Annotated in this window: 4 protein-coding genes and 1 pseudogene; all 5 read right to left on the bottom strand. The window is 63.9% G+C overall.

Annotated features, from left to right (window positions below; all coding sequences use genetic code 11):
* The coding region (locus tag JHD07_RS27235) for a ferritin family protein (protein WP_291627673.1) at positions 1 to 141 on the bottom strand (141 nt) is incomplete at its 3' end.
* Between the two features lie 67 nt (positions 142 to 208).
* Positions 209 to 1357 (bottom strand): alpha/beta hydrolase, encoded by a 1149-nt coding sequence (locus tag JHD07_RS27230; protein ID WP_291627669.1) that lies wholly within the window; start codon positions 1355 to 1357, stop codon positions 209 to 211.
* A gap of 117 nt (positions 1358 to 1474) precedes the next feature.
* Positions 1475 to 2342 (bottom strand): annotated as a pseudogene (locus JHD07_RS27225) (MBL fold metallo-hydrolase).
* Positions 2343 to 2442: 100 nt separating this feature from the next.
* A complete protein-coding gene (locus tag JHD07_RS27220; RefSeq protein WP_291627667.1) occupies positions 2443 to 3054 on the bottom strand; it encodes a glutathione S-transferase family protein in 612 nt (203 codons plus the stop codon).
* Between the two features lie 180 nt (positions 3055 to 3234).
* On the bottom strand, positions 3235 to 3993 hold a 759-nt coding region (locus JHD07_RS27215; protein ID WP_291627665.1), incomplete at its 5' end, for a fumarylacetoacetate hydrolase family protein.

Here is a 3993-nt window from a genome sequence, read left to right as displayed (position 1 = left end):
CTGCTCGAACAGTCTTGCCGAGTCCGGGTAGCGTTCCTTCAAATCCTCGGCGAAGGCCATGTAGATGCGGCTGTCTTCCTCCTCCGAGGAGATCGCGACCGCCAGCACCTCGCGCTCGGTCAGATCGGCAAAATTCTTCACGGCAGGCCTGTTCGAGTAGTTTAGAATTATTCTAAACTATATAGGAGGCCTTGGTTCCCCGGTCAAATCAGGCGCCCCGGGCCTTCGCCAGGAAGTCGAGCAGCAACCGGCTGACCTCGGCCGGCTGCTCCTGCTGCACCCAATGTCCGGCGCCGTCGACGAGGTGGCAGCCGAGCATTTTGGTGCAGGCGCGGCTCTGCATCGCCTCGAACACGCCCGGGCGCTGATACGTGCCCCAGTCCTGCTTGCCCGAGATGAAGCACGAGGGCACGTCGATGCTGCGGCCCGCGAACAGCTGCAACTCGTTGTTCATCGTGCCCGAGGTGCCGTAGCGATACCATTGCAGCCCGCCCTGGAATCCGGTGCGGCCATATTCGGCGCTGTAGTAGGCGAGGTCGCTGTCTGGCAGCCATCGATTGGCAGCGATCGCAGCGGGCGAGGGCATCTCCTTCGCGACCGTCTCCGCCATGGTCTCGTTCAGGTCCATCACGTAATAAGTCGGCAGCTTCGCCAGCTCGCCCGCTGACCACGACGCCAGCGGATAGGGTTTGTTGCCGGTCCAGTCCGCGCTCTTGTGATGATAGTAGGCGCGCAGGAAATCATGCAGGCCCTGCGGTGCGCGGTGCATGTCGGCGTTCGCCTCGCGCGTCGAATAGTACCATTGATAGTGTTTTCGTGGACGCGGTAGCGCGGCCAGCTCGCGATGGACCGGGTCTTCGGCCGCGGTCGCAGCCGGTGCGTCCGCGGTGTTGAACGGCAGCGGCGGCGGTCCGCCGAATGGCGCGCTCATCAACGTGACCGAACGAAACACGTCCGGCCTGATCAAGGCGCACCAGGCCGCGACCGGGCTGCCGAAATCATGTCCGACCACGTCGACCTGCCTGTAGCCGAACGCCGACACCAAAGCGAGCGCGTCACGCACCAGGTTGAGGAGCGAGAACGGCGCGAGATCGCCGTCGTACTCCGCACTCCATCCCGTCGTGCGCCCATAGCCGCGCTGGTCCGGCGCGATCACATGGTAGCCGGCCGCAGCTAGCGCCGGCATCACCTTGCGCCAGGAAAAGGCGAGCTCGGGAAAGCCGTGCAGCAGCAGGATACACGGCCGGCCCTCGGTCTCGAAACCGGCTTCAAGCACATGCACGCGCAAGCTGTTGATGCCGTCGACATAGCGCGAGCGGATGCCGGCAGGCAGGGGAACGGCGGGGAGTGTTGTCATCAATTCTCTCCACGCGGGTGGAATCGTAGGGTGGGCAAAGGCGCGCACTTCGCGCGCCGTGCCCACCACTATTGGACGCGTGGGCACGCTTCGCTTTGCCCACCCTACGGCATCTCGTTAGACGGACTCACACACAAACCCATTGCCCTTGCGCCTGATCTTGCCGACCGACGGCGAGGGGAAATGCGCCGTGCAGCACAGCGTCTCGGTGTCGCAATAGCGTTCGAGAAAACTGCGGCGCGTCGTTGCGGCCTTGGCCGGATCGACGTCGAACTTGATCGACAGCTCCGGGTAGAGCGTCTGCAGCGGTGAGTGCATGAGATCGCCGGAGAACACCGCATCGTCCTTGCCGCCCCATCGTGATCGCGATATGGCCGGGCGTGTGGCCCGGCGTCGGCAGGATGCGGACGTGATCGCCGATCTGATGATCGTTGCCGACGAGTTCATGCCTGCCAGCCTCGACCACCGGCAGCACGCTGTCGGCGAAGGGCGGGATCTCCGCCTTCGCGTTCTGCTCGGACCAGTGGTCGAATTCCTGCTTGGCGAAGACGTAGCGCGCCTTCGGGAAGGTCGGCACCCAGCGGCCGCTCTCCAGCCGCGTATTCCAGCCGACATGATCGACATGCAGATGCGTGCACATCACGACGTCGATGTCGTCGACCGAGAACCCCGCGGCATCGAGCCCGCGCAGATAGGTGTCATCCGTCTTCATGTTCCATTTCGGACGGTTGGGCCGCGGCTTGTCGTTGCCGATGCAGCTGTCGACCAGGATGGTGTGATGCGGCGTCTTCACCACGTAAGACTGGAAGCAGAGCAGCAGCACGTCCTCGTCGTCCAGCGCCTTCGCCTGGCGCATCCACGCGCGGTTCTCGGCCAGCAGGTCCGGCGTCAGTCCCGGCAGCATCTCCAGCGCCGGCACGAACGAGGTCTCCTGCTCGATGATGCGATGGATGGTGAGATCGCCGACCGAGAACGTGAGGCTCATGAGAACTCCGTGCGATTACAGCATGATCTGGAAAAGTGTGCCGCGGTTTTCCGACAAGATCATGCTCAAACAACAAGCTAACGCGCGACGATCTCGCGCTTTAGCTGGCCGGCGGCACCGAGATCTTCACGGAGGGCCGCTCCAGCATCTTCTGGTGGAAGGCGTCGAGCTTGGGATAGGCCTTGCGCCAGCCGGAATCGGCGAAGCGGAAATCGGCATAGCCGAGCACGCAAGTTAGGCCGATCTGCGAGATGTCGAACGGGCCGTTCAGCACCTCGGGCATGTCCTCGAACCGAGCCATGCCGGTCCAGGCCCTGTTCCAATGATCGTCCGACCAGGCCTGCCATTGCAGGCCCTGCGGGCGCACCATCTTCTCGTAGCGGCACAGCAGCATGGAATCGAGCATGCCGTTGATCAGCGAGTGGTTGGTCTTGGCCTTCCAGCGCCGCGGGCCGTAATCCGGGATTAGGCTGCCGCCGGCCAGCTCATTGAGATATTCGACGATGACGTAGGAGTCCAAAATGACGTCGCCGTCGTTGGTGATCAGCACCGGCAGCTTCTTCAGCGGCGTGATCTTCGAATAGTCCTCGTTGGCCGTGCCCGGCGTCACGGCGGCGGACACGAATTCGATCTTGTCGATCAGCCCGAGCTCGATCGCGGCGATGCGCACTTTGCGGGCAAAGGGCGAGGCGGGGGAGAAGGTGAGTTTCATGGGAAATAACCTCTATCCGGGCACACAGTCCTCATCCTGAGGAGCGGCCCTGGCGCGCGTCTCGAAGGATGGGCAACGAGGGATGGTCTGTCGTCACCCGGCGCGAACGTCGGGCGACCGTGATTGTGGCGCATCCTTCGAGACGCGCGCGTCGCGCGCTCCTCAGGATGAGGACCGCGCTTACGCCGCGACGATCTCCTGGCGCTGCTCGCCGAGACCTTCGATGCCGAGCGTGACGACGTCGCCGACATTGAGGAAGGTCGGCGGCTTCATGCCGAGGCCGACACCGGGCGGGGTGCCCGTGGTGATGACATCGCCCGGCAACAGCGTCATGAACTGCGAGACATAGGCGATGCACTTGGCCATGGAGAAGATCATGGTCTTGGTCGACCCGGTCTGGCGGCGCTGGCCGTTGACGTCGAGCCACATCGACAGGTCCTGCACGTCCTTGATCTCGTCCTTGGTGGCGAGCCACGGTCCGAGCGGGCCGAACGTGTCGTGCGACTTGCCCTTGGTCCACTGGCCCAGGCGCTCGATCTGGAAGGCGCGCTCGGAGACGTCGTTGCAGACGCAATAGCCGGCGACATGGTTCAGCGCGTCGGCTTCGGAAACGTATTTGGCGCGGGTGCCGATGATGGCGGCGATCTCGACCTCCCAGTCGAGCTTGGTCGACCCGCGCGGCTTCTCGACGGGATCGTTCGGGCCCGACAGCGAGGTGTTGGCCTTCATGAAGATGATCGGCTCGCTCGGGATCTCGGCGCCGGTCTCCTTGGCATGGTCGCTGTAATTGAGGCCGATCGCCACGAATTTCGAGATGCCGGTGACGGGCGCGCCGAACCGCGGCTTGCCGGACACGGCGGGCAGCGAGGCGGGATCGAGCCCGGCGAGCTTCTTCAGGGACTCAGGCGAATAGGCCTCGCCGGTGAGGTCCTTCAGATG

The sequence above is a fragment of the Bradyrhizobium sp. genome (assembly GCF_016462955.1).
Taxonomy (GTDB): Bacteria; Pseudomonadota; Alphaproteobacteria; order Rhizobiales; family Xanthobacteraceae; genus Bradyrhizobium.
This window is presented reverse-complemented; position numbering and strand designations above follow the sequence as displayed.